Annotated in this window: 11 protein-coding genes and 1 pseudogene; 7 read left to right on the top strand and 5 right to left on the bottom strand. The window is 68.7% G+C overall.

What is annotated here, in order from left to right; genetic code table 11:
• The first annotated feature begins 116 nt into the window (after positions 1-116).
• From H5J26_RS05710 to H5J26_RS31290, 5 genes are all read left to right on the top strand, one after another.
• The gene (locus H5J26_RS05710; RefSeq protein ID WP_181764595.1) at positions 117-1,190 is read left to right on the top strand and encodes a hypothetical protein; all 1,074 of its coding nucleotides are present in this window, start codon (positions 117-119) and stop codon (positions 1,188-1,190) included.
• Positions 1,191-1,415: 225 nt separating this feature from the next.
• Positions 1,416-2,240 (top strand): hypothetical protein, encoded by an 825-nt coding sequence (locus H5J26_RS05705; protein WP_181764594.1) that lies wholly within the window; start codon positions 1,416-1,418, stop codon positions 2,238-2,240.
• On the top strand, positions 2,240-2,656 hold the full coding sequence (locus H5J26_RS05700; protein WP_181764593.1) for a GntR family transcriptional regulator: 417 nt from the start codon (positions 2,240-2,242) through the stop codon (positions 2,654-2,656). Before H5J26_RS05705 ends, H5J26_RS05700 begins: the two co-directional genes overlap by 1 nt.
• A gap of 1,297 nt (positions 2,657-3,953) precedes the next feature.
• Entirely contained in the window at positions 3,954-4,184 is a 231-nt protein-coding gene (locus tag H5J26_RS05695; protein ID WP_181764592.1) for a hypothetical protein, read from the top strand.
• Positions 4,185-5,257: 1,073 nt separating this feature from the next.
• A complete protein-coding gene (locus H5J26_RS31290) occupies positions 5,258-15,217 on the top strand; it encodes an Ig-like domain-containing protein (protein WP_181764591.1) in 9,960 nt (3,319 codons plus the stop codon).
• A 219-nt stretch (positions 15,218-15,436) separates the two neighbouring features.
• Here H5J26_RS31290 and glnA read toward each other — a convergent pair whose 3' ends face one another.
• Positions 15,437-16,852, bottom strand: a complete 1,416-nt coding sequence (gene glnA, locus H5J26_RS05685; protein ID WP_181764590.1) for a type I glutamate--ammonia ligase — start codon at positions 16,850-16,852, stop codon at positions 15,437-15,439.
• A 200-nt stretch (positions 16,853-17,052) separates the two neighbouring features.
• Between glnA and H5J26_RS05680 the strand changes: the two genes are divergently transcribed.
• On the top strand, positions 17,053-17,523 hold the full coding sequence (locus H5J26_RS05680; protein ID WP_181764589.1) for an RDD family protein: 471 nt from the start codon (positions 17,053-17,055) through the stop codon (positions 17,521-17,523).
• A gap of 168 nt (positions 17,524-17,691) precedes the next feature.
• Here the strand turns inward: H5J26_RS05680 and H5J26_RS05675 are convergent, their stop codons facing one another.
• The 4 genes from H5J26_RS05675 to lipB form a co-directional block, all read right to left on the bottom strand.
• On the bottom strand, positions 17,692-18,381 hold the full coding sequence (locus tag H5J26_RS05675; protein ID WP_181764588.1) for a DUF4191 domain-containing protein: 690 nt from the start codon (positions 18,379-18,381) through the stop codon (positions 17,692-17,694).
• Between the two features lie 10 nt (positions 18,382-18,391).
• Complete coding sequence (locus H5J26_RS05670) at positions 18,392-18,604, bottom strand: hypothetical protein (protein ID WP_181764587.1); 213 nt, start codon at positions 18,602-18,604, stop codon at positions 18,392-18,394.
• Positions 18,605-18,793: 189 nt separating this feature from the next.
• A complete protein-coding gene (gene lipA / locus H5J26_RS05665; RefSeq protein WP_181764586.1) occupies positions 18,794-19,732 on the bottom strand; it encodes a lipoyl synthase in 939 nt (312 codons plus the stop codon).
• Positions 19,733-19,846: 114 nt separating this feature from the next.
• Complete coding sequence (gene lipB, locus H5J26_RS05660) at positions 19,847-20,629, bottom strand: lipoyl(octanoyl) transferase LipB (protein ID WP_181764585.1); 783 nt, start codon at positions 20,627-20,629, stop codon at positions 19,847-19,849.
• 265 nt (positions 20,630-20,894) lie between these two features.
• Here lipB and H5J26_RS05655 point away from each other — a divergent pair.
• Positions 20,895-21,357 (top strand): annotated as a pseudogene (locus tag H5J26_RS05655) (regulator); the annotation flags it as partial.

The raw sequence follows: 21,357 nt of genomic DNA, 5'->3' as shown, positions 1-21,357 counted from the left end.
TCCTATCCGAGGCGTACGGGCTTTTGCAAGTCGGCCTCTCGTCGACGTCTCCGCGCGAACAGGGCACCGGGGCCTGCCCGTTGCCATGTCTTACTCAGTCAAGTAAGTTTTGCCGCATGGCGCAGGAACCGGATGTGGTGGACCGATCGGCGCGGCACACGTCAGCGGACGGGAGACGCAGAGCGGCCTGGGCGCTGGTCGCCCTCGCACCGGTCAGCGCCGAGGCGACGTTCAGCAGCGTGACCATGCCGGTCGTGTGGCTGCTGCTCCCGGGGCTGGTGGTGATGTACGGCGCGGGAGTGCTGTTCCTGCGGGAACTGGTCGTCCGCTTCGGCGGCGGAGCGCCCAGCCTGCTGGTGGCGGGCCTGATTTACGAACTGGTCGAGGACGGCATCGGCCTCCAGGCGCTGACCAGCCCGAACCTGTACCACGCCGCGGAATGGGGACCCCGGGTGCTCGGGTTCAACACCACCTACTGGGAGTCTCAGATCGGGTACCACACGGTGTTCAGCGTGCTCATTCCGGTGCTGCTCACCGACCTGCTCTTCCCCCGCCACCGAGACCGCCCCTACCTACGCCGCGGCGGTCTCGCCGTCGCGGGAGTCGTCGCAGTCGGCGGCGTCGTGCTGCTTCGGACGGGCATCGCAGCCCGTCAGGACCCCGGGTACCAAGCCCCCTTGGCGGTCGTACTCGGCATCCTGGCCGTGGTCGCCGTCCTTCTCTTCGTCGCGCTGCGCGTACTCCCCCGCCGGAGCCCCGCGCCACTGCCGGCCGGGCTCGCGCCACGGCCGTTCTTCGTCGCCCTCACCGCAGGCGTCGCCTCCGGCGGCTTCCTCGGGCTGCTGATGCCGGCGGGACTGCCGCCCGACGGACCCGACGGACCGGCAATCGGCAGCGGGATGTGGGTCCTGCTCCCGATGGTTCTGGCGGCCGCGGTCGCCGTCTTCACCGGCCGGCTCGTGCACCGCTGGTCCCGCACCTCCAACTGGTCCGACAGCTACCGGATTTGGCTCGTCGGCGGCGCCCTCATCGGGCGGACGCTCTTCGCGGTGCTCACGGCTCCCGCCGCCAACGACTACGACTGGCAGAAGTCCGGTGTCGCGATCGCCGTCGGCACCGCGGTGATCGCCGCCATGGCCTTTCCGCTGACACGCCTCGACCGGCGGGTGCGGCGAACCACAGCCGCGTGACCGCCACTTCGACGCCCGTACGGCCTGGTCTCGCAGAGTTGCAGCCGGCTGCCCGAGGCGGACGGCCCCCGGGAGCTGGGACGACTCCGGGATCGTTGACGGTCCTGGTCGGCATGGGGCGGCGTCACCTCCCTACGTCCCGTTGACTTGTCGCAAGGCTTGACCCAACATGGTGAGACAAGCCTTGCGACATAGGGGGGCGGCATGCAGAAGAGAGGTTGCCGGATGACTGACCGGTCGGTGCGCCCAGCGCATATCGAAGCGGCGGGCGCGTGGTTGTCCGGGCACGGCCTGGCCGACGTCCGGCCGACACCGTTGCTGGCCACGCGACTGGCAGCCCGGCGCCGTACCCGTCTGGCCGCCAGCGTCCTCCTGGCCGCGTTCCTCATCGCGGTCGCCCTCGTCTACACCGTCACCCGGGCTGCCGGCAGCACCGTAGGTGACGGCTCCGGGGCGGCCTACCGGCAATGGTCGCTACTGGTACTGACGGCGGTCGTGGTGGGGTTGGTGCTGGCCCTGTCTCTGCTGGACTGGTGGGTGCGGCGGGTCGACCGGCAGGCCGGCGCGACGTTGCCGCGACGGGCGGCCCACCCGGTCCGGCTCGGCTGGCGCACCCTGCTCGGCCTGCCGCGTGCCGCGTTCGCGGTTGCCACGTACGCGGGCGCGATACTGCTGGCGATCGGTGCCCTGACCGTGCGGGACTCCACCGCGCGGTACGCGGCACTCGTCCTGCTCATCGGGCTGTTCGGGGTCGCGGTCGGCATGGCCGTGCAGCTGCGCCATGTCCTGACGCACCCGGTCGTGGCCGACGACGAGGCCTCGCTGACCACCGACGTCATCATGCGGGTCGAGGACGCCCGCGACGTCGCCACGCCAACCGTGGTGTGGTCGCTGCCGGTCGTGTCGGTTTTCGAAACCGCGCATGGCTGGTGGATAGCTGCCTGGCTTGTCTTCATCGCCCTGAGCGCCATCACGCTCGCCCTGATCACTGCGCGGACCGCGCAGAGCGGCACGGTGGCACGGCACGCCATGACCGCACCGGTGAACTGATGATCGTCATCGACTCGGCGTCGCCCGTCCCGCCGTTCGAGCAGCTCCGCGCCCAGCTCGCCCGGCAGATCCAGGACCACACGCTGGCCGTGGGCACCAAGCTGCCGACCATCCGCCGCCTGGCCGCGGACCTCGGCCTGGCCGTCAACACCGTGGGCCGGGCCTACCGGGAGCTGGAGGAAGCGGGGCTGATCGAGACCCGCGGACCGGCCGGCTCATTCGTCTCCGCGGCCGGCGGGCAGGGACGCGAACGGGCACGCCGCGCCGCCGCCGAGTACGCGGCCGTCATCGCGAGCATCGGCCTCGACACGAACGAGGCCGTCCGCATCGTCCAGGCGGCGCTGACCAACGGCATCGCAGCATCGCCCTCGTCACGCGTGGCCTCCTCGCACCTGCCGGACGGCAACCCGCCATGATCCGGCCCCCGTCCCCGATCAAGCACTGAGGCCGGTGCGGCGGGGTGACGCGTGGTCCGGTCTCCTGAACCGGGTTGGACCCCTCCAGCCACTCCGGTCTGCGCAACCCGCAGCCCGCAGCGCTCGGTGCACACCCTGCCCCCGGTCGGCTGAACGCCTGGGCGAGCGTGCGTACTTCGGTGACCGGTTCCACAACTCCGGCGGTGCGCAGACGGCGAGGCCAACTGCGCGGTCCTCTCCCCCCTCGTCGGCGAGGACGAGACCAGGGCCGAGCACCACGATCCGTGCGCCCGGGCCTGGGGGACAGAGCGGTTCACGGCCGACGCACGCAACTCGGTGATCGACGGGCCCAATTCATGTGCCGACGTCTCGTGCGAGGCAGGTCACTGCCGCCGTGGGATTCGGCCGTGTTGTCGGGTGCGGCACGGTTCATCCGAACCGAGTCTGCTCATAAGCAGAGCACTATCGGTCCTTCCAGTGAATTTCCTCTAACGTCGAACCGGCCTGCGGACTGTGCACCGTGGTCGGCGCACGAACGGTGCCGCGGGGGAACGCGACACAGCGGATCCGTTGAGGAGGCCGAGGGTGGCAGCGCTAACGTGCCCAACATGCGGGGTACTTGTCCGGATCGACGGCACATCACCCTGTCCGTGCGTACTCATCGCCGCGGCAGAAGTGGATCGGGCCTTCGAGACGTTCCAATACAGTTGGAGTCCCCTCCCGTCCGAGCCCGCCGCATCGTCGGCACCTGCCTCGGACGGCACAGGCGGCTCGCGTCCGGCCCGACGCGGCAAGACCTTTCTCATGGCCATCGCAGCGGCCGCGGCCTTCGGGACAGTGGCATTCGGCGTGCAGACCGGTGAAACGAAGGACGAGAGCAGCGGCACGCCGTCCCTCGTGCTTCCGCCCGGCCTGGGCAGCACCGACCCGGGTGATGCGACCGACGAACGCCCACCCGCTGGGAACGCCGACGATTCCTCGCCGCCTGACTCGTCGGACCAAGTCAGTGACGATGACGGTGAGTTGCACCCTGAGATGCCTCCCCCCGAGCAGCACGACGATGACCCCTCACCTCCGCCCCCGTCGAACGACGGCGGAGGCATCCCGCCGAACGACGGCGGAGAAACCCCACCCGACGACGACGGAGACGCCCCGCCGAACGGCGGAGGAACCCCACCCAGCGATGACGGAGGCGCCCCACCGAACGGTGGAGGAACCCCGCCCGACGACGGAGGCGCCCCACCCGACGACGGCGGAGACAACTCGTCGAACAAGGGCCACGGATTGGACAGGCTGCTTGGCAAAGTCGGTGACCTGCTCGACGGTGGCGGCCGCGGCCACCACGGCGGTGGTCACCAGGGTGACGGCGGTAGCCACGGCGGAGGCCACCAGGGTGGCGGCGGCGGCCACCAAGGCGGAGGCGGAGGCGGAGGTCACCAAGGCGGCGGAGGCCAGGGTGGCGGCGGTGGCGGCGGTCACCAAGGCGGTGGCGGCGGAGGCCACCGCTAGGGCCGGGTGCGAGAGTTGATCCGATCCAGGTGATCATGATGCGGCGCGAAGGGGCTTGGTGGCACGGGGGCCCGGCTTCACGCTGAGGACGTACCCGCGTCTCACGCCGAACAGCCAGGCACGTACGCGGCGGGCCGTCGGCGGGGCATTCCGTGGTGCAACCGCCGGCGCCGAACCGAAGACCACGTAGCTCGACGCTCCTCGCACTGCAATGCGGCGGCCAGGCGATTCCGAACGCATCGATGACGTCCGCGTAATACCTGTGGTCCATGAAATGCGTCCACAGCGGCTCGCACATGGACCACGCCTCGGGCGTGCAAACCGCGCACGTGCGCCATACACACAGCCGAACAGGACGCGCCGTTCCTCTTCGAGCCAGCTCAACGCGTGCGGCTTGCCCTCCGAACGACACCTCGACGGCGTGCCCGGACCTCCTCGACCCGTTCGGCGATGGCCAGCCGGGCACCCGCAGCCGCCACGACGGCACGCTGCGCCTGTCGCAGGCATCAGCGGATGGGCCGGCCCTACCCGGCGGTCGGGAGCCGAAGGTCGACGATGTCCCCTCACCCCCGCTGCGGAGTTCCGCTGAGCCGGACAGCCTGACGCGGACCGTGCCGACCCACATGGGTGCCCTCTCGCTGCCCGTTCGCACTTCGAGCAGGCCAAGCGGAATCGTCCTCGACCGCGACCCCGTCGACTTCGGACGGCAATCGCTTCGAGAAGTGAGATGCCCAGGCGTGAAATGCATAAGTGGCGCTTTCAGCGGCGACTTCGCTCCCTTGAAGATGTCACGCGCTGCGCCATTGGAGGGAATTGCGAACCCCGATCTGGAGTGGTGACCTGAATCGTGGGTCCATCGGTGGTAGCGGACCACTGGTCAATTCGTATCCCGGTCCAACGGCGGGCGAGTGAAAGGACGGCTCTTCTCTCGTCACCCGCTGCCGACTCCCGGACACAGCCGCGGAGTTGAGACGGACCACGGGGCATCGGGCACCGCTCGGTGTACGGAAGGCGCGCACGGCGCTGCGGGGCGATCAGGGGCGGTCCGGACTACGAAAGGGCGCCACCGTGGCATCACCCACGCTCACCCAAGTGACCGCCTCACCCGCCTCGTCGGTCTTCGGCCAACCGGCCTTGATCACCGCCACCGTCACCTCGCTCCTCCCCGGCATGGGCACCCCCACCGGAACTGTCACCTTCGTCATCTCCGGCCCCGGCGGCGGCACTTACACCGTGCCTCTCAACGCGAACGGAAAGGCAACCGTGACCACGAGCGGGCTCAGTACGGGTGCGCACATCGTGACCGCCACGTACAACGGCTCCGCCCAGTTCACGCGTTCCACCGGTTCGTTCGTCTACGGGGTCCTCAGAGCCGCCACGAGCACACATGTCTCGTCGTCACCCAATCCGTCTCCGCAGGGGACGCCGGTCACCTTCACCGCCACGGTCACCGCGGTGGCCCCCGGCGCCGGAACACCTTCCGGCACGGTCACGTTCGTCATCGACGCGCTTCCGGCCCAATTCGCGCAGCTCGACGCGAACGGAGTCGCCACTGTCACCGTGCCGGCTCTCCCGACCGGACCGCAGCCGGTGATCGCGATCTACACCGGCAGCACCAGTTTCCTGCCTTCCACCGGCAACGGCACCCAGAACGTGACGCCGGTCCGGAAGCCGACGACCACCACCGTCACCTCTTCGCCCGACCCGTCCGTGTTCGGTCAGCCGGTCACGCTGAGCGCCACTGTGGCGCCGGTCCCGCCTGGTACGGGCACTCCTACCGGCACGGTCACCTTCACCGTCTCCGGCTCGGGCGGCGGCACATACACCGCGCCGCTCAACGCGTCCGGCATCGCGGGCGTCACCATCGGCGCGCTCGGCCCCGGCACCCACAACGTCACCGCGTCGTACGGCGGGGACGCCGGCTTCGCGGGCTCCACCGGCAGCGACGCGCACACCGTCGACCGGGCGGCCACAAGTACCTCCGTCGTCAGTTCCCCGGACCCCTCGGTCTTCGGCCAGGACGTCACGTTCACCGCAACCGTCGTGGCCGTACCGCCGGGAGCGGGAATTCCGACAGGAGACGTCGTGTTCACGGTCGAGGGCACAGGAACCTTCACCGTGCAGTTGGCGGGCGACGGCACTGCCGCGCTCACTCTCGACACGCTCCCTGCCGGAGGCCTCACCGTCACCGGCGCCTATCAGGGCGACGCCGAATACGCCCCCTCCGACGGCACCGACACCCACACCGTCAACCGGTCCGAGACCGACACGACGGTCACCTCCTCCCCCGACCCCTCGGTGCCGGGTCAGGGGGTCGCCTTCATCGCCACCGTCACCGCCGTACCACCGGGAGCCGGCATCCCCACCGGCAACGTCGTCTTCACCGTCGACGGCGGCCCGACGCTCACCGGCGCACTCGTGGGCGGGCAGGCCACCGTCATCACCAGCGCACTCGCCGCCGGATCGCACACGGTCACTGCCGCCTATCAGGGGGATGCGGGCTTCGCGCCCTCCAGCGGAACGGACACCCACACCGTCACCGGTGCCTCGACGACCACGACCGTCAACTCCGCGCCCGACCCCTCCGCCTTCGGGCAGTCGGTCACCGTCACCGCGGTGGTCTCTCCGGTGGCTCCTGCAACGGGAGTTCCCACGGGCACGGTGACATTCGATCTCGGAGGCGAGACCTTCACTGCGGCACTCGACTCGAGTGGCGTCGCCACCGTTACCGACAGCGCGCTGCCGACGGGGAGCCTCTCGATCACCGCCGCCTACAGCGGCGACGCCAACTTCCTCTCCTCCACGGGCATCGACACCCACACGGTCAATCGCGCCGCCACCTCGACCACGCTGACATCCTCACCCGACCCGTCGGTGTTCGGGCAGGAGGTTGTTTTCACTGCTTCGGTGGGGGCTGTGGCGCCAGGTGCGGGTGTGCCTTCGGGGAGTGTGACGTTCGCTGACACTGCGGGTGGTGTGGTCACTGTTCCCCTTGACGGGAGCGGTGTGGCGAATTTCGTCTCCGCAGGGCTGAATGCGGGGACATACAGCGTCGTCGCGACCTACAGCGGGGATGCGGACTTCGCTGCGTCGTCGGGCGCGGACCCTCATACCGTCGACCCGGCGGCCACGACCATCACAGTCAACTCGTCCCCTGAACCGACCGTGTTCGGAGAGCCCGCCGTTTTCACGGCTACTGTGGCGCCGGTGGCGCCGGGTGCGGGGACGCCGTCCGGCACCGTCACCTTCACCATCGACGGCACCACCACTCTCACCGGAGCGCTGAACAGTTCCGGCACGGCAACCGTCAGCACCGCCTCCCTGACGCCGGGCCTGCATACGGTCACCGCCTCCTACAGCGCCGCCGGGGACCCGAACTTCACCTCATCGACGGGTGGAGACACGCACACCGTCAATCCAGCCGGGACGACCACCACAGTCATCTCTAACCCCGACCCGACAGTCTTCGGACAGCCGGTCACCTTCACGGCTCATGTGGCGCCCGTCGCGCCGGGTGCCGGGACGCCGACCGGGACGGTCACGTTCGCTCTCAGCGGTGGAGGAGGGACCAGGAGCGTGCCGGTGGCCCAGGACGGCACGGCGCAGGCCACCTTCGACTCCCTTCCTGCGGGCAGCTATTCGGTCACCGCGACCTACAGCGGTGACGGGGTCTTCGTGGGGTCGTCGGGCACTGACAGCCACACGGTGGATCGGGCTGCGACGGCGACTGTGGTCTCCGGAACGCCGGATCCGTCCGCCGTAGGACAGTCGGTGACCATCAGCGCCACCGTCTTCGCGCTCGCTCCGGGTGCAGGGACCCCATCGGGCACGGTGACGTTCGTGATCTCCGGCGCCGGAGGAGGGACCTTCACCGAGAGTCTGGATGTGAACGGGACCGCTCGTCTGGTGACGAGCGTTCTGGGGCTGGGGTCTCATTCCATCACCGCGACGTACAACGGTGACGGGAATTTCGTCGCGTCCTCGGCGACCGACACCCACACCGTGGAGGTCGAGCCGTCCAACACCACCACCGTCACCTCGTCTCCGGATCCCTCGGTCTTCGGCCAGCCCGTCACCATCACCGCCACCGTCACGCCGAGTCAGCCCGGGCCTGTACCGACGGGCACCGTGACATTCGTGATCTCCGGTACCGGGGGAGGCACCTTCACCGAGAACCTGGACGCCAACGGGACCGCCCAACTGGTCACCAATGCGCTCGGGTTGGGATCTCATTCCATCACCGCGACCTACGGCGGTGACGCCGACTACGACCCCTCGTCGGGTTCTGACACTCACAGCGTGAACTCGGCGGCCACGACCACCGTCGTCAACTCCACACCTGACCCGACCGTCTTCGGGCAGTCGGCAAGCTTCACCGCCACGGTCGCACCAGTGGCACCGGGCGCAGGGACGCCATCCGGCACCGTCACCTTCACCATCGACGGCACCACCACTCTCACCGGGGCGCTGAACAGTTCCGGCACGGCAACCGTCAGCACCAACACACTCGCTGCGGGAAGCCACACCGTCGAAGCCACCTACAACGCGACCGGCGACCCGAACTTCACCACTTCCACCGGCACCGACACCCACACGGTGCTCCCCGCGGGGACGACCACGAGCCTCAGCTCCGCTCCTGACCCATCGGTCTACGGACAGGCGGTGACATTCACCGCGACGGTGGCGTCCGACACCCCAGGCCCGGCCACGCCCACCGGCGCGGTCACCTTCGTGATCGACGGAGGGGGCGTCGTCACCGTTCCGGCCGACAGCGACGGGGTAGCGGTATTGACCCTCAACTCGCTTGCTGCCGGGTCGTATTCGGTGACTGCCGCGTATGGCGGGGATGCGAATTTCGGTTCGTCGAGTGGTGGTGATACTCAGACGGTCAATCAGGCGGCTACGTCGACAACGGTGTTCTCGAGTCCGGATCCGTCGGTGTTCGGTCAGTCCGTGGTATTCGCTGCGGTGACTTCCGCGGTGGCACCCGGTGCGGGTACGCCGACGGGCACAGTCACTTTCACCTTCGACGGTGGCCCGACGTTGACGGCGACACTGGATGCCTCAGGCATTGCCGTGGTTGACATCGGTTCGCTTCCGGCCGGTCAGCACACGGTGATCGGTACCTACAGCGGAGATGCGAACTTCGCTGCGTCGTCGGGCGCGGACACGCACACGGTTGACCGGGCTGGGACCTCGACGTCCTTGACGTCCGCACCGGACCCGTCAGTGTTCGGGCAGGAGGCGACCTTCACAGTCACAGTGACGGCGGTGGCGCCAGGTGCGGGGACGCCGAGCGGAACCGTGACCGTCAGCGGCGGTACCGGTGAGAGTGTCACCGTGGCGTTGGACGCAGGTGGTGTCGCCACCGGCGTCCTCCCGGCGTTCCCGGCCGGGTCCTACGCCCTCACCGCCGCCTACAGCGGCGACCCCAACTTCCTCGCCTCCACGGGCATCGACACCCACACGGTCAATCGCGCCGCCACCTCGACCACGCTGACATCCTCACCCGACCCGTCCGTATACGGCGAAGAAATCACGCTCACCGTCACAGTCGCCCCGGTGGCGCCGGGAGCAGGAATCCCCACCGGAAGCGTGTCCGTGTCGGAGAGCGGCGGCGGATCGGTCGTCCTCCTGCTGGACTCCGAGGGAACCGCGACCTATGTCGTCCCCGCTGCGCCTCCCGGTACCTACTCGCTCACCGCGTCCTACAACGGGGACACGAACTTCGTGCCGTCTTCGGGTTCGGACACCCACGTCATCAACCCGGCCGACACGACCACGACCGTCAACTCGTCCCCTGATCCGACCGTGTTCGGAGAGCCCGCCGTTTTCACGGCTACGGTGGCGCCGGTGGCGCCGGGCGCGGGGGCGCCGTCCGGCAGCGTGACCTTCACCGTCGACGGCACCACCACCCTCACCGGAACGCTCGACAGCTCCGGCACCGCGACCGTCAGCACGAACGCACTCCCCGTGGGCAGCCACACCGTCGAGGCCGTATACGCCGGCGATCCGAACTTCACCTCGTCGACGGGCAGTGACACGCACACGGTTGAGCAGGCCCTCACGACGACTTCGGTCACTTCGTCGCCCGATCCGAGCGTGTTCGGACGGCCGGTGACGTTCACGGCTACGGTCGCGCCGGTGGCGCCGGGTGCGGGGGCGCCGACGGGGACCGTCACGTTCGCTCTCAGCGGTGGAGGAGGGACCACGAGTGTGCCGGTGTCGCAGGACGGCACGGCCCAACTGATCCTCGATTCCCTTCCTGCGGGCAGCTATTCGGTCACCGCGACCTACAGCGGTGACGGGGTCTTCGTGGGGTCGTCGGGCACTGACAGCCACACGGTGGATCGGGCTGCGACGGCGACGACGGTGACGTCCTCGCCGGATCCCTCAGCGGTCGGGCAGTCGGTAACCGTCAGTGCGACGGTCTTCGCGGTCACCCCGGGTGCGGGAACGCCTTCGGGCACGGTGACGTTCGTGATCTCCGGCACCGGAGGAGGGACCTTCACCGAGAACCTGGACGTCAACGGGACCGCCCAACTGGTCACCAATGCGCTCGGGTTGGGATCTCATTCCATCACCGCGACCTACAACGGTGACGGGAATTTCGTCGCGTCCTCGGCGACCGACACCCACACCGTGGAGGTCGAGCCGTCCAACACCACCACCGTCACCTCGTCTCCGGATCCGTCGGTCTTCGGCCAGCCCGTCACCATCACCGCCACCGTCACGCCGAGTCAGCCCGGGCCTGTACCGACGGGCACGGTGACATTCGTGATCTCCGGGTCGGGCGGCGGCACGTTCACCCAAGGCCTCGACAGTGCTGGAACCGCCACCCTCATGCTCGACAGCCTGGGCGTCGCCACCCATTCGGTCACCGCGACCTACAGCGGTGATGCCGACTACGACTCTTCGTCGGGTTCTGACACCCACAGCGTCAACGCGGCGGCCACGACCACCGTCGTCAACTCCACACCTGACCCGACCGTCTTCGGGCAGTCGGCGACCTTCACGGCTACGGTCGCGCCGGTGGCGCCGGGCGCAGGGACGCCGTCCGGCACCGTCACCTTCACCGTCGACGGCACCATCACTCTCACGGGAACCCTCGCCGATGGCGTGGCCGCGGTCAGCACCGCCTCCCTGGAATCTGGCTCACATACGGTCACCGCCAGCTACGAGGCCGCCGGCGACCCGAACTTCACCGCTTCGACCGGCACCGACACCCACACGGTGGAGCCGGCGCTCACGACGACTTCGGTCACCTCGTCGCCCGACCCGAGCGTGTTCGGGCAGCCGGTCACCTTCACGGCACTGGTCTCTCCGGTGTCACCCGCGGCCGGAGTTCCCACAGGGACGATCACCTTCACCGTCAGCAGCGGAGACACCTCCACCGTGCCGGTGGCTCCGGACGGGACAGCACAGGTCACCTTCAACTCCCTGCCCGCCGGCAGCCTGTCGGTGACTGCGGCTTATGGCGGGGATGCGAATTTCGGTTCGTCGAGTGGTGGTGATTCTCAGACGGTGGATATGGCGGCTACGTCGACGACTGTGGTTTCGAGTCCGGATCCGTCGGTGTTCGGGCAGTCGGTGGTGTTCGCTGCGGTGAGTTCTGCGGTGGCACCCGGTGCGGGTTCGCCGACGGGCACAGTCACTTTCGCGTTCGATGGTGGTCCGACGTTGACGGCGACTCTGGATGCTTCGGGTATCGCCGTGGTTGACGTCAGTTCGCTTCCGGCCGGTGTGTATACGGTGATCGGTACGTATGGCGGGGATGCGGACTTCGCTTCGTCGTCGGGGTCGGATACGCACACGGTTGACCGGGCTGGGACATCGACGTCGTTGGTGTCGGCGCCGGATCCGTCGGCGTTCGGGCAGGAGGCGACGTTCACGGTCACGGTCGCGGCGGTGGCGCCAGGTGCGGGGACGCCGAGCGGAACCGTGACCGTGAGTGGCGGTACCGGTGAGAGTGTCACCGTGGCGTTGGACGCAGGTGGTGTCGCCACCGGCATCCTCCCGGCGTTCCCGGCCGGAGCTTATGCCCTCACCGCCGCCTACAGCGGCGACCCCAACTTCCTCGCCTCCACGGGTATCGACACCCACACGGTCAATCGGGCTGGGACATCGACGTCGTTGGTGTCGGCGCCGGATCCGTCGGTGTTCGGGCAGGAGGTTGTTTTCACTGCTTCGGTGGGGGCTGTGGCGCCGGGTGCGGGTGTGCCTTCGGGGAGTGTGACGTTCGCTGACAGTGCGGGTGGTGTGGTCACTGTTCCCCTTGACGTGAGTGGTGAGGCGAGTTTCGTCTCTGCCGGGTTGAGTGCGGGGACGTACAGCGTGGTCGCGACCTACAGCGGGGATGCGGACTTCGCTGCGTCGTCGGGCGCGGACTCTCATACCGTCGACCCGGCGGCCACGACCATCACAGTCAACTCCTCCCCTGAACCCACCGTCGTGGGCCAAACCGTCACCTTCCTCGCCGTGGTCTCTTCCGTCGCTCCTGGAGCCGGTACGCCGTCCGGCAGCGTGACCTTCACCGTCGACGGCACCACCACCCTCACCGGGACGCTCGACAGCTCCGGCACCGCCACGGTCAGCACCAACACACTCACCGCCGGAAGTCACACCGTCGAAGCCAGCTACGACGCCGCCGGAGATCCGAACTTCAGCTCATCGACGGGTGGAGACACGCACACCGTCAATCCGGCCGGGACGACCACCACTGTCATCTCGAGCCCCGACCCGACAGTCTTCGGACAGCCGGTCACGTTCACGGCTCATGTGGCGCCCGTCGCGCCGGGTGCCGGGACGCCGACCGGTACGGTCACGTTCGTTCTCAGCGGTGGCGGAGGGACCACGAGTGTGCCGGTGTCCCAGGACGGCACTGCCCGGCTGATCCTCGATTCCCTTCCTGCAGACAGCTATTCGCTCACAGCGACGTACAGCGGCGACGGGGAATTCGTGGGTTCCTCCGGGACCGACACCCACACCGTCAATCGGGCATCGACGACGACTGTGGTCTCCGGAACGCCGAATCCGTCCGCCGTAGGACAGTCGGTGACCATCAGCGCCACCGTCTTCGCGCTCGCTCCGGGTGCGGGAACGCCTTCGGGCACGGTGACGTTCGTGATCTCCGGGTCGGGAGGTGGCACGTTCACCGAGAACCTGGACGCCAACGGGACTGCTCAACTGGTCACCAGTGCGCTCGGGTTGGGTGCTCATTCCGTGACCGGGACCTACAGCGGTGACGCCGACTTCGGTCCGTCGACCGGCTCACACACCCACACCGTGGAGGTGGAGCCGTCCAACTCCACCACCGTCACCTCGTCTCCGGATCCGTCGGTCTTCGGCGAGCCCGTCACAGTCACCGCCACCGTCACGCCTGGAAGCCCCGGGCCCACACCAACCGGCACCGTGACATTCGTGATCTCCGGGTCGGGAGGCGGCACGTTCACCGAGAACCTGGACGCCGGCGGAACCGCTCAACTGGTCATCGCTGCCTTGGCGTCGGGTTCTCATTCCATCACCGGGACCTACAGCGGCGACGCCGACTACGACCCCTCGTCGGGCTCGGACAACCACACGGTCAACCCGGCGGCCACGACCACCGTCGTCAACTCCACGCCTGACCCGACCGTCTTCGGGCAGTCGGCGACCTTCACCGCCACGGTCGCACCGGTGGCGCCGGGCGCGGGGACGCCGTCCGGCACCGTCACCTTCACCATCGACGGCACCACTCTCACCGGGGCGCTGAACAGTTCCGGCACGGCAACCGTCAGCACCAACACACTCGCTGCGGGAAGCCACACCGTCGAAGCCACCTACAACGCGACCGGCGATCTCAGCTTCACCACTTCCACCGGCACCGACACGCACACCGTCGATCCGGCCGACACGAGCACCACTGTCATCTCAAGCCCCGACCCAAGCGTGTTCGGGCAGCCGGTCGCGTTCACAGCGCTGGTCTCTCCGGTGTCTCCCGCGACCGGAGTTCCCACGGGGACGGTCACTTTCGCCGTGAGCGGTGGAGGTACCTCCACCGTGCCGGTGGCCTTGGACGGCACCGCACAGGTCACCTTCAACTCCCTGCCCTCCGGCAGCCTTTCGGTGACTGCGACCTACAACGGCGACACCGACTACGGGCCCTCGACCGGCACCGACACCCACACCGCCATCAAGGCGACCACGACCACGACCGTTCTCAGCACACCCGACCCTTCATCCTTCGGGGAACCCGTCACCCTCACAGCCCAGGTGACCGCCACGGCACCGGGCGCGGGCACGCCGTCCGGAACCGTCACCTTCACCATCGGCGGCGGCCCCGCACTGACGGGAACCCTCGACGGCTCCGGAACAACCTCGGTCACCACCGGAACCCTCCCGGTGGGCGTCCACAACGTCACCGCGACCTACAGCGGCGACGCCGACTTCAACCCGTCCACCGGCACCGACACCCAGACCGTGAACCGCGTCGCGACCACCACCACGGTCTCCGGTGTCCCCGACCCCTCCGCCTTCGGCCAGGCGGTCACGTTCACCGCCACCGTCACTTCGAACCTGCCCGCGGCCGGCACCCCGGCAGGCACGGTCACATTCCTCTTCGACGGCACCACCCCCGTCACCGCACCCCTGGTCGGCGGCGTGGCCACTGTCACCCGCAGCAACCTGACGCCCGGTACGCACACGGTCAGCGCGAACTACGGCGGAAGTCCGGAGTTCGCCACATCGAACGGAGCCGACGCCCACACGGTCGCCTCGGGGGCGACCACCACGACGGTCGTCTCGTCGCCCGATCCCTCACGGCCGGGCAGGGTCGTCACCTTCACGGCGACTGTGGCGGCGACGCCTCCCGCGCCAGGGACGCCTGCCGGGACGGTCACGTTCGTCATCGGAGGCAGCGGCGGAGGCACCTTCACCGCGCCACTGGTGAACGGAGTGGCCGTGGTCACGAACCAGGGAATGTCCGTCGGTACGCATGCCATCAGCGCCACCTACAACGGAAATGCTCAATTCGCCCCCTCCACGGGCACCGACACCCACACAGTGAGCCCGTAACCAGTCGAGGCCTCCGGTCACGCTCGACTTCGCTTCGAGCCTGGGGAACGGCCGACCGGCTCAAGGCTCGCTGCGATCAACAGCAGCTATCCGGCGCCCGGTGCACCTCCGGTGCACATGAGGGTGGAAACAGACGGTGACCTGCGGAAGACGCCGGAAGGCGTTTCCGCAGGTCACCGATGTCATGCACCGTCGAAGGCCAGGTGACCGGCCCGCGGTTTAGATGTCGAAGTACAGCTCGAACTCGTGCGGGTGCGGCCGCAGTTGCATCGGGGCGATCTCGTTCTCGCGCTTGTACTCGATCCAGGTGTCGATCAGGTCGGCCGTGAAGACGCCGCCCGCCTGGAGGTACTCGTTGTCCGCCTCGAGGGCTTCGAGGACCGCCGGGAGCGAGGTGGGGACCTGCGGCACGCCCGCGTGCTCCTCGGGCGCGAGCTCGTAGAGGTCCTTGTCGATCGGCTCGGCCGGCTCGATCTTGTTCTTGACGCCGTCGAGGCCCGCCATCAGCAGCGCGGAGAAGGCCAGGTACGGGTTGGAGGACGGGTCCGGGGCGCGGAACTCCACGCGCTTCGCCTTCGGGTTGGAGCCCGTGATCGGGATGCGCATCGCGGCGGAACGGTTCCGCTGGGAGTAGACCAGGTTGACCGGCGCCTCGAAGCCGGGGACCAGGCGGTGGTAGGAGTTCACCGTCGGGTTGGTGAAGGCCAGCAGCGACGGGGCGTGCTTGAGGATGCCGCCGATGTAGTAGCGGGCGGTGTCCGAGAGGCCCGCGTAACCCTGCTCGTCGTAGAAGAGCGGGGAACCGTCGTTCCACAGGGACTGGTGGACGTGCATGCCGGAGCCGTTGTCACCGAAGATCGGCTTGGGCATGAACGTCGCGGTCTTGCCGTTGCGCCAGGCGGTGTTCTTCACGATGTACTTGAAGAGCATCAGGTCGTCGGCGGCCGCGAGCAGCGTGTTGAACTTGTAGTTGATCTCGGCCTGTCCGGCGGTGCCCACCTCGTGGTGCTGGCGCTCGACCTGGAGGCCGGCCTTGCCCAACTCCAGGCTGATCTCGGCGCGCAGGTCGGCGAAGTGGTCGACCGGCGGGGCCGGGAAGTAGCCGCCCTTGTAGCGGACCTTGTAGCCGCGGTTTCCGCCGTCCTCGATGGTGCCCGTGTTCCAGGCGCCGGCCTCGGAGTCGATGTGGTAGTAACCGGCGTTGGCCTTGGTCTCGAAGCGGACGTCGTCGAAGACGTAGAACTCCGCCTCCGGACCGAAGAAGGCGGTGTCGGCGATGCCGGAGGAGGCGAGGTAGGCCTCGGCCTTCTTCGCCACGTTCCGCGGGTCACGGCTGTACTGCTCACCGGTGATCGGGTCGTGGATGAAGAAGTTGATGTTGAGGTGCTTCTCGGCGCGGAACGCGTCCACACGGGCCGTGCTCAGGTCGGCTACGAGCGCCATGTCCGACTCGTGAATGGCCTGGAAACCGCGGATCGACGAACCGTCGAACATCAGGTTCTCGTCCGGGTCGAAGGACTCGGCCGGAACCGTGAAGTGCTGCATGATGCCAGGCAGATCACAGAAGCGGACGTCGATGAACTTCACATCGTTGTCCGCGATGTATTTCTTGGCCTCAGCGGCGTTCTGGAACATCCAACTCCTCCTAGTCCCGCCGCAGGGGGACGGGATTTGCTCGGGACGCAGGCCAGTGCGGTGGCGCACGCTGTCGGCGACGATAAACAGGGGCGATTTCTCAAGCGTGACCCGACTGTTTCACCGATGTTAACCAGTGAACACCCGGACCCTCGTGACCTGCGGACAAGGTCATTTATGCCGCGCGCTACCGTTGTCGCGTGAACAACAGGGATGCAATCGGCTCGTGGCTCTCGGGTCCTCGTGCCGCGGCTGAGGACATGGGCGCGGAGTTCGGCCACCGCGGCGAGCGGCTGGGACTTCCGCAGGACGGCCCGGGTTCCGTCGCGTCAGTCGGGAGGCGCGTGGGCGCCCTCTTCATCGACTGGGCCGTCGCCATGCTGATCGCGTACGGACTGCTCGCGAACGGTGAGCCCCAGGCCACCGGCAACTGGGCGCTGGCCGTCTTCGTCGTGATGAGCCTGCTGACCGTCGGCACAGTCGGCAGCACCCCCGGCAAGAGGCTGCTGGGGCTTCGCGTGGTGGCCGTCGAGGGCCTCGGCAGGCTGGTCCTGTGGCGCGTGGCCATCCGCACGGTGCTGCTCGGCGCGGCCGTTCCGGCGCTCGTCTGGGACCGTGACGGCCGCGGACTGCACGACAGGCTCTCGGGCGCAGTGCAGGTACGGACGTAGACGAGTAGCCGACGTAGCCGACGTACCACCACGGCTATAGGGAACGCGGGCGCGCACGCGGGGCGGACGACAAGCCAGCGGCCCGGAGGCATCGCTCGAAGCGCTGCTTCCGGGCCGTCCGCGTTCCTACGCGTTCACCGATCCCACGTCCGCACGGTGCCCGAAGGCTCAGCGGCCGCTCTGCCCTCGCGGCATCCGCATGCCCTTGGGCATCGGGCCCTTCGGGATCGGCATGTTGCTCATCAGGTCGCCCATGGCGCGCAGCCTGTCGTTGACCTGCGTGACCTGCCCGCCCGCCAGCACCCTCGGCAGCTTCAGCAGCTTGGTGCGCAGCTTCTTCAACGGGACCTGTCCGTCGTCGTCGCCCACGATGAAGTCGTGCACGGGGACGTCGGAGACGACGCGTGCCATGCGCTTCTTCTCGGAGGCGAGCAGCGAGCGCAGCCTGTTGGGGTTGCCCTCGCCCACGAGCACGATGCCCGCCCTGCCGACCGCCCGGTGCACGACGTCCTGGCTGCGGTTCATCGCCACGGCCGGCGTGACGGTCCAGCCGCGGCCGATGTTCTCCAGCACGGCCGCTGCGGCGCCCGGCTGGCCCTCCATCTGCCCGAAGGCCGCCCGCTCTGCCCGGCGTCCGAAGACGATCGCCATCGCCAGCAGACCCAGGACCGCGCCCAGAATGCCTGCGTAGACGGGGTGCCCGATCGCGAAGCCGACGGCGAGGAGTACACCGAAGGTGACAAGCCCCACGCCGGCCAGGATCCAGCCGATCTTCCGGTCGGCACGCCGGGTCATCTTGTACGTCAGGGCGATCTGCTTGAGCCGCCCTGGGTTCTCGGAGTCTTCCTTCCTCGCCATGCGGGGAAGTTTACGTGGCGGCCTGCCTGCGAGTGGCCGCGGCCTCCAGTACCCGCTGGGTCTCGGTACGGGCGACCGCGCGGGCGCGGTCCTCCAGCACTGCTGTCCAGGCATTACGGCGGGCTGTCTGCTGGCCCCTGCCGAGCAGCAGGCTCTCGAAGCTCTCCAGCGCGCGCAGCGTGGTCTGCAAGGCGGTCCCCTCCGTCATCTCGCGTGACTGCATGAACGGTGTGTGCAGCCATCGTCACCGTTAGGTGTTACCAGCGGATGACCAGCAGGTCAAAGCCTGCGGAAGCGAGTGCGGCCAACGTCACGTCGTGACGGCCCGGCGGAGTGCGGTGGCTCACATGACAGACGCGGGCCGGGACCGTTCCGGCCCCGGCCCGATACGTCCGTGCGCTGCCCGCCCGGCTCACGCAGCGCGGGCGTCGCGCGCTTCGATCGCCTGCTTGTAGAGACGGCCCGCACGGTAGGAGGAGCGGACCAGTGGCCCGGACATGACTCCGGCGAAGCCGATCTCTTCGGCCTCCTCCTGGAGCTCGACGAACTCCTGCGGCTTCACCCACCGCTCCACGGGGTGGTGCCGAGCGGAGGGGCGCAAGTACTGGGTGATCGTGATCAGTTCGCACCCGGCCTCGTGCAGGTCGCGCAGGGCCTCGCTGACCTCCTCGCGCGTCTCGCCCATTCCGAGGATGAGGTTGGACTTGGTGACCAGGCCGTCCTCGCGGGCGCGGGTGATCACCTCGAGCGAACGGTCGTAACGGAAGCCGGGGCGGATGCGCTTGAAGATGCGCGGCACCGTCTCGACGTTGTGCGCCAGGACTTCGGGGCGGGAGGAGAAGACCTCGGCGAGCTGCTCCGGGACGGCGTTGAAGTCGGGGATGAGCAGTTCGACGCCGGTGTCGGGCATCGCCGCGTGGATCTGGCGGACGGTCTCGGCGTAGAGCCAGGCGCCGCCGTCGTCGAGGTCGTCGCGGGCGACGCCGGTGATCGTCGCGTACCGCAGCTGCATCTGCTGGACCGAATCGGCCACACGGCGCGGTTCGTCACGGTCGAGCTCTTCGGGCTTGCCGGTGTCGATCTGGCAGAAGTCGCAGCGACGGGTGCACTGTTCACCGCCGATGAGGAAGGTGGCCTCGCGGTCCTCCCAGCATTCGAAGATGTTGGGACAGCCCGCCTCCTGGCAGACCGTGTGCAGCCCCTCGCGCTTGACCAGGTCCTGCAGCGCGTTGTACTCGGGGCCCATCTTCGCCCGGGTCTTGATCCACTCCGGCTTGCGCTCGATGGGCGTCTGGCTGTTGCGGACTTCAAGGCGGAGCATTTTGCGACCGTCGGGTGCGACAGCGGACACGTCCGGCTCCCTACGTACTTTCGATTCCTCGGCGAATATCAGGGTACGCCCACCCCTCCCCCTGTTTTCCACCGCCGGTGGCCTCGCAGTGACAGGCCGGGGGGCGTGCGCTGGTCAGACCGCGCGGGGCAGCGGCTCTGCCGACTCCAGCACCTCGCGAAGTCGCTTCTCCATGACGGGCAGTACGTCCAGGACCGGCACCGCGCGGCCCAGTTCGTTCGAGAGCGAGGTCACACCCGCGTCGCGGATCCCGCAGGGCACGATCCGGTCGAACCAGGTGTTGTCGGGATCGCAGTTCAGCGCGAAGCCGTGCATGGTGACGCCCTTGGCGACCCGCACACCGATCGCGCCGATCTTGCGGTCCTCCCTGCGCTGGCCGGCGTTGGACGGGGCGTACTCGGGACCGTTGAGCCGCGGGTCGAACTCCTCGTCGTGGAGCCGGGGATCGAAGTCGAGGGAGAGACCGCCCAGCGCCGCGCGCTGCTCCACGGGGTCGCCCAGCACCCACGCGCCGCTGCGGCCCTCGATCCTCGTCGTCTCCAGGCCGAAGTCGGCGCAGGCACGGATCATGGCCTCTTCCAGGCGCCGCACGTGCTCGATCACATCCACCGGGCGGGGCAGCTTCAGGATGGGATAGCCGACGAGCTGGCCCGGACCGTGCCAGGTGATCTTCCCGCCACGGTCGACGTCGATCACGGGGGTGCCGTCGATGGGGCGCTCGGCAGGCTCGGTGCGACGGCCGGCGGTGAAGACCGGCGTGTGCTCCAGCAGCAGGCAGGTGTCGGGGATCTCGTCGTCGAACCGGGCCGCGTGCACCCGGCGCTGCTCCTGCCACGCCTCTTCGTAGTCGACAGCGTCGGCGCCGAACCCCAGGTGGACAAAGCGCAGGTCGCTCACGGCTCCTCCAAAGTCGTACCGGTCCGACGTCGTACCGGCCCTCTGCCGAACGCTGTCAGGCGCGCTCCGGCACTGCGCCGCCACCGCACCTCTGAGCAACTGTACGGCTGCGGGGCCGGGCCCCGGCAGCCGGTCACCTTCTCACACGTACGGATGAAAGCGCGGCAAACCGGGCGAGCCACACATCTGAGGCCGCTACATTCGCGCCGTTCCGCAGGGCGCCCGGCGTGGGCCGCAAGCCGTAGGGCAGGAGACCGTAAAGCTGATGACGATGGAACGAACTGGGGAACCCTCTGCCCAGTCCTCCCCGCAGCGCATCCCCAACCGCCAACTCGCCGCGCTGATCGCCGAGGCAGGCTTCTCCAACGCCGGACTCGCCCGGCGCGTCGACCAGTTGGGCCTGGAGCACGGCCTCGACCTGCGCTACGACAAGACCTCGGTGACCCGCTGGCTGCGCGGTCAGCAGCCACGCGGCACCACACCCGCACTGATCGCGGAGGTCTTCACGCGCCGCCTCGGCAGGCGGCTGACCGCGCAGGACCTGGGCCTGGACGCGTGCGCCCCCGTCTACGCGGGCCTGGAGTTCGCCTCGACGCCCACGGAGGCGGTGGACATCGTCAGCGGGCTGTGGCGCAAGGACTCGGGCAGTCACGCGGAGCTGCGGAAGATCGCCTTCAACCCGGTGAGCATCCGGCCGCCGGCAGCAGCGTTCCCAGGTCGAGCGGGCG

The sequence above is a fragment of the Streptomyces albidus (ex Kaewkla and Franco 2022) genome (assembly GCF_013870515.1).
Taxonomy (GTDB): domain Bacteria; phylum Actinomycetota; class Actinomycetes; order Streptomycetales; family Streptomycetaceae; genus Streptomyces; species Streptomyces albidus.
Note: the sequence above shows the minus strand (reverse complement) of the source record. Positions and strands in the feature narration are given on the sequence as shown.